Below are 5,987 nucleotides of genomic sequence, written 5' to 3' on the forward strand. Positions count from 1 at the left end.
CATATCCATAGGGCGCGATGCATCCGTCGCATGGCCCGCGGGCGACAATCTCCGCTTGCCCGACGCCCCCGACAGCGACAGCTTCAGCCGGATCGTAGAGCTTTCCCCCTACACCGACCCGATGCCGCTCTGGAAAGCATCGGGCACCGCCGTGCCGGTATTTTCCCTGCGTTCGCCCGACGACTACGGCATAGGCGACTTCTACGACCTGATGCCACTGGCCGACTGGGCCGCCGCCACCGGACAGAGCATCATACAGATACTCCCGGTCAACGACACCACAAAGGCGTATGACGCCGGCGACGCATATCCCTACAACGCCATATCGACATTCGCGCTCAATCCGGTGTATCTCCGGCCGGAGGCCATGGGATCGCTCAACGATGCGGAAGCCACCGCTGAAATGCGCCGCCGCGCCGCCACGCTCAACGCACTCCCGGCCGCCGACTACGCCGGAGCGCTGCGGCTGAAACTCGATTACGCCCGCCGGCTCTACGAGATGGAGGGGGAAGCCACCCGCGCCACAGCCGAATACCGCGACTTCGTGAGCCGCAACTCCACATGGCTGCTCCCATACGCCGCCTACTGCACCCTGCGCGACCTGCACCACACGCCCGACTACCGCCAGTGGGGCGAATACGCACGGTTTCACCCCACACTCATAAAGCGCCTCGCAAAACAACACGAGCGGGAAATCGGCCTGCACTACTTCGTGCAGTATCATCTCGACCGGCAGCTGCGCCACGTGCGCGACTACTGCCACCTCAAAGGGATATGCCTCAAGGGCGACATACCTATCGGAATATCGCCCACGAGCGTCGACGCATGGCAATGGCCCCAGCTCTTCAATCTCGACACCTCGGCCGGAGCACCGCCCGACCCCTTTGCCCGCCTGGGTCAGAACTGGGGATTCCCCACCTACAACTGGCAGGCGATGGCCCGCGACGGATTCGCGTGGTGGCGCGCACGGTTCGGCAAGATGGCCGACTACTTCGACGCCTACCGCATAGACCATATACTCGGATTTTTCCGCATCTGGCAGATTCCGTCGCAGCAGACCCACGGCCTGCTCGGCACTTTCAGCCCCGCACTGCCGCTGACACCCGCCGAGATGCGCGACAGCTACAACTTCGGCTTCGACGAACATCTCCACGCCACGCCATGGATCACCGACAGCGTGCTGTCCGACACGTTCGGCGCATACACCGGCGACATACGCGAGCAATATCTCATGCCCGACCCGCAGGCTCAGGGCCACTATCTGCTGCGCCAGGGATTCCAGACCCAGCGCGACATGCTCCGCCACTTCCATGCTCTGCCCTGCGAGGAACGACCCGACGCCGCAATGCGCGAACGTCTGCTCGGGCTGATCGACGACGTGCTGTTTCTGCCCGACAGCGAGCGGCCCGAAGCCTATCATCCGCGCATCGACGGATCGCACACTGCCGCCTACCGCGCTCTCAGCGAGGAGCAGCGACGCGCCTACGACGCACTCTACCACGACTTCTACTATGTGCGCAACGATGACTTCTGGCGCCGTCAGGCACTATGGAAACTGCCGCCGCTGATCGACGCAACCCCGATGCTCACGTGCGCAGAGGATCTCGGCATGATACCGGCATGCGTGCCCGACGTGCTCCACCGGCTCCGCATCCTGTCGCTTAAAGTGCAGCGGATGCCCGACGCCGTCGACCGCGAGTTTGCCGACACGGCCTCATACCCCTACACATCGGTGGCCACCACCTCCACCCACGACATGCCGCCGCTACGGCTCTGGTGGCAGCAGGACCGCCAGCGCGCACAGCGCTACTGGACCGGCGTGCTCCGGGAGTCGGGCGAAGCCCCCGGCATACTCCAACCCGACACGGCGCGCCGCATAGTGGATATGCATCTGCAGTCGCCGTCGATGCTCGTCATCCTACCGTTGCAGGACTGGCTGGCCACCGCCGACGACACTGCGCTCCACCGCGAGGATCCCGCCGCGGAACAGATCAACGATCCGGCCGATCCTCACAATCCGTGGAACTACCGCATGCACATCACACTGCAGCAGCTCAACGAGGCCACAGGCCTCAACGCCTGGATGCGCTCCCGCAAGCGCTGAGCACAGCGACACCGGGAAATACAGCAAAGGCCTATAGGATCAAGCGGTCCCATAGGCCTTATTCCATAAAATCAATGGTATCTCCTGATCACTCGGTTTCGAGCACCTGCTTCATCGGGCGGCCCACCCATACCTGGGGCTGTTCCAGTCCGAGCAGACATGCGATGGTCGAGGCAACGTCATACTGCATCATGCTCTCCTTGAACTCCCCGGCTTTCTTCACTCCCATGCCGGAAATGATGAAGGGGGTTTCCATCTCCATCATGGTGCGTCCGCCGTGACCCTTGTCGATACCGCCATGGTCGGATGTGAGTATGATAGCCGTGTTTTCATAGATGCCGGCCTCCTTGAGAGCGTCGATGACACGGCCCACATACACGTCGAGCTGCGCCAGTGTGGCGTAATAGCCCGGAGTGTCATGTCCGTCGGTATGACCCGAATGGTCGGGATTGTCGAAGCAGATGGCCGCCAGCACCGGTTTTTTTGTCTTTATATACCCCGCTGCCATGTCGGCGAGCAATTCGGGATTGCGCTCATAGTCGGGAGCAAGGGCGTGATAGCTCAGCGAGAGAGTGTCTACAAGATGCTTTATGCCGTCCCACTCATAAAGACATCCGATCTCGGCCTGCGGCATCTGCCGGCGTGCGATCTGAAACACAGTTGGGAATATGCCGTTGTCGCCGATCAGTCGCGAAGGGAATTCAGGCGTCTGCGAACCCCATTCGGTGTAGCAGTGCAGCTCCGGCCCCGCTCCCATGAACATCGACACCCAGTTGGGAGCGCTCGACGAGGGGAACACCGAACGCTTGGCCAGAGTCCAGCTTCCGCGCTCCATCTCAGCCTTCACGCGCGGCATATCGGCGCGTTCCACACTGTAGGCGCCCCATCCGTCAAGACCGATAAGAATCACATGGTCGGCAATACGCTTGGCGCCCGCCGGCATCACTGCGGCCATAAGTGCAGCCGCCACTAACAGACTTTTGATTCTCATTTCGCGATTATTTATTGTTGTTGACAGGTATTGCCGACAGGGAGGGGAGCGCGAGATTGTAGCGCAAGGCGAGCACACGGAGCAGTATGACGGTGGCCGCACATGCCAGTCCCTGGCACACGTAGCCTCCTCCGAGCAGCATCACAAGCCAGTAGACCAGCGCCCCGGCCAGACATGCCGTGGCATATATATCCTTGCTGAATATCAGCGGCGCCTCATTGATGAGTATGTCGCGGAGCACTCCGCCGAAAGCACCCGTGATGACCCCCATCACCGCCGCCCCCCACATGGGATAGCCTGCGGCAAGGGTCTTCTGTATGCCTATGACACAGAACAGAGCCAAACCGATCGAGTCGAATATAAACAGTATCCGGTCGGATCTGACGAGCTGCCGGCGCAACATTATCACCGTGGCAAGCGACATGGCTGTCACGGCAAGATACCATGCCGACTGCATCCAGAACAGCGGGATATCGAGGAGCACATCGCGGAGGGTTCCGCCTCCGATGGCTGTCACCAGACCGACGGTATAGGCTCCGAACCAGTCGAAGCTCTTGTTGGCTGCCAGACGGATGCCGCTTATGGCGGCGGCCGCAGTGCCGATCATCTCTATTATAAACAGGAAAGTCGTAGAATCCATTGCAACAGATCTGTGATAAGCAAAACTACCTGAACGTCAGTCGGCAGCGACGCACGTCACACACCGCCACCGACAAACGCCAGCATACGTTACCGCAAATTTAAGCAATTTTTTCCAATTTTGCTCCGCCGCCCTACGGCTCAGACATCACAACGTTCAGATCGCTGCCGACAGACCCTCCACGACCGCGCCCATCACGCCCGCCGCCGAGGCGGCATGCATGTCGAAAACAATATGAAACAATATATAAAACGATAAACGTCCGATGCGTTTTTTGAGGCGCGGGGTGCCGACATTTCGTGATTTATAGCTAAATTTGCAGAAAATAACATTTCGAGAAACAAAAGACACATTCCATATCAATGATGAAAATAATACATGGCATAGCCCTTATGGCTACAGCGGCTCTCATGACCGCCTGCACGGGCAAAAACGAGTGGACCGTCAATGGCCAGATCGAGGGCGCCGACGATCAGACACTCCTGCTTGAAGCGTCGACCAACGGACGCTGGTATGCTCTCGACTCCGTGAAACTCCCAAAATCGGGCAACTTCACCATATCGCACAAGGCGGCCGGATACCCCGACATCTATCGCCTGCGTCTGGCCGACAAGACCCTTTATTTCCCGATCGACAGCATTGAGACGGTCACCGTGGTGAGCCGCGCCGACGCTTTCGACAAGGAGTACACGCTCGACGGCAGCGACGCAGCGCAGCGCCTCATGTCGGTAGACCGCCAGCTCATGGCCGCCCTTGCAGGCAACAGCGGCCAAGGCATACAGACCGACAGTGTGCTCAAGCGCGAACTGGCCAAAATCATGCTTGCCGATCCGGCCGGAATAGTGTCGTACTACATCCTCAACAAGAAACTCAACGGCAAGCCCCTCTACGATCCGACCAACAAAACCGACATACGCATCATTGGAGCCGTGGCCAACGCCTTCGACCAGTATCGCCCCAACGACCCGCGCACAGCCTATCTGAAGCGCCTGTTCCTGTCGTCGCGCCAGCCATCGGCCACCCAGACCGTCACAGCCGAAGAGGTGCCGCTGATCGACATATCGCTCTACGACGACAAGGGACAGATGCAGAAACTGTCGGATGCCGCAGCCGCCAACAAAGTGGTGGTGCTCAACTTCACCGTCTACAGCGCCGAGGCAGCCCCGGCCTACAATATCGAGCTCAACAAGGCCTACGAGCTTTTCCACGACCGCGGCATGACCATCTACCAGGTCAGCGTTGACCCCGACGAATACGTATGGAAACAGGCTGCAAGAACACTGCCCTGGATCACGGTCTACAACCCATCGACCGCGTCGGCCGAAAACCTTCTGAAATACAATGTGACAGCGCTCCCCACCACGTTTATCGTGGCCAACGGAGAGATCGCCGAGCGCGTCGACGACATCACCACCCTGCAGCAGTCGCTCGCCCGCTACCTCTGACAGGCTATCGCCACAAACCGCATACAGCAGACCCCGCCGCGCACGAAGCGTCCCGGCGGGGTCTGTCATATCCACTCCCGGCGTAAGCTCGACACGACGGAGTCTACCGCATCATCCCCATTGCCATGGTACCTCTCCGGCTTTCGCCATCCGCTTGCATCCGCGACATCTTTGCCATGCCCCCGTTATCCCGACAGCATCGACGGGACTGAAACACTTGTCCATTTCCACGGCGGCGCATATACGCAGGAAGAGCGCCGGAAGTCGGATTGACTTTCAGCGCTCTTCTATGATTATATTCAGTGCGCAGGCCTGCGTTGCTCCATTGCGGAGGTCGGTCGCAGGATTGCGTTGTCTTATATACGCGTGGTGAGGGGAATGCTTACTTGAGAGCGTCCTTCACGGCGTCGTTGGGCACCATCTGTTCCTGGAATGTGTAGGCGCCTGTCTTGGGCGACTTCACAACGCGAATCACTTTGCTGTAGGTGCGTCCTTCGCCTTTCTGAAGGCTTGCGACGGTTTTCTTTGCCATATCCTGGTGGTGTTACGATTATTTGATTTCCTTATGTACAGTCACTTTCTTGAGGATCGGATTGTACTTTTTGAGTTCGAGGCGCTCGGTAGTGTTCTTGCGGTTCTTTGTGGTGATGTAGCGCGAAGTGCCGGGCATCCCGCTGGCCTTGTGTTCGGTGCATTCGAGTATTACCTGCACGCGATTGCCTTTAGCTTTCTTTGCCATCGTCGATTAAAATGCTAAATATTTGATTTCCGTTAAATAACCCTTCTGACCAACTTCCTTGATAACGG

At 58.9% G+C, this 5,987-nt stretch carries 6 protein-coding genes; 2 read left to right on the forward strand and 4 right to left on the reverse strand.

Annotated features, from left to right (window positions below; translation table 11 throughout):
* Positions 1–2,104 (forward strand): 4-alpha-glucanotransferase (locus tag C5O24_RS10070; RefSeq protein ID WP_107681779.1); only part of this gene is annotated, 2,104 nt, incomplete at its 5' end.
* Positions 2,105–2,192: 88 nt separating this feature from the next.
* Here the strand turns inward: C5O24_RS10070 and C5O24_RS10075 are convergent.
* Together C5O24_RS10075 and C5O24_RS10080 are read right to left on the reverse strand one after the other, a co-directional pair.
* Positions 2,193–3,059 (reverse strand): alkaline phosphatase family protein, encoded by an 867-nt coding sequence (locus C5O24_RS10075; protein WP_371131558.1) that lies wholly within the window; start codon positions 3,057–3,059, stop codon positions 2,193–2,195.
* Between the two features lie 43 nt (positions 3,060–3,102).
* Entirely contained in the window at positions 3,103–3,735 is a 633-nt protein-coding gene (locus tag C5O24_RS10080; RefSeq protein ID WP_107681781.1) for a trimeric intracellular cation channel family protein, read from the reverse strand.
* Positions 3,736–4,097: 362 nt separating this feature from the next.
* Between C5O24_RS10080 and C5O24_RS10085 the strand changes: the two genes are divergently transcribed.
* Positions 4,098–5,180 (forward strand): redoxin domain-containing protein, encoded by a 1,083-nt coding sequence (locus tag C5O24_RS10085; RefSeq protein ID WP_107035035.1) that lies wholly within the window; start codon positions 4,098–4,100, stop codon positions 5,178–5,180.
* A gap of 382 nt (positions 5,181–5,562) precedes the next feature.
* On the opposite strand, the gene C5O24_RS10090 is transcribed toward C5O24_RS10085, so the two are convergent.
* Together C5O24_RS10090 and rpmG are read right to left on the reverse strand one after the other, a co-directional pair.
* A complete protein-coding gene (locus C5O24_RS10090) occupies positions 5,563–5,712 on the reverse strand; it encodes a DUF4295 domain-containing protein (protein ID WP_107035034.1) in 150 nt (49 codons plus the stop codon).
* An 18-nt stretch (positions 5,713–5,730) separates the two neighbouring features.
* On the reverse strand, positions 5,731–5,919 hold the full coding sequence (gene rpmG, locus C5O24_RS10095) for a 50S ribosomal protein L33 (RefSeq protein WP_107033239.1): 189 nt from the start codon (positions 5,917–5,919) through the stop codon (positions 5,731–5,733).
* Between the last annotated feature and the right edge of the window lie 68 nt (positions 5,920–5,987).

Source organism: Paramuribaculum intestinale (assembly GCF_003024925.1).
GTDB lineage: Bacteria > Bacteroidota > Bacteroidia > Bacteroidales > Muribaculaceae > Paramuribaculum > Paramuribaculum intestinale.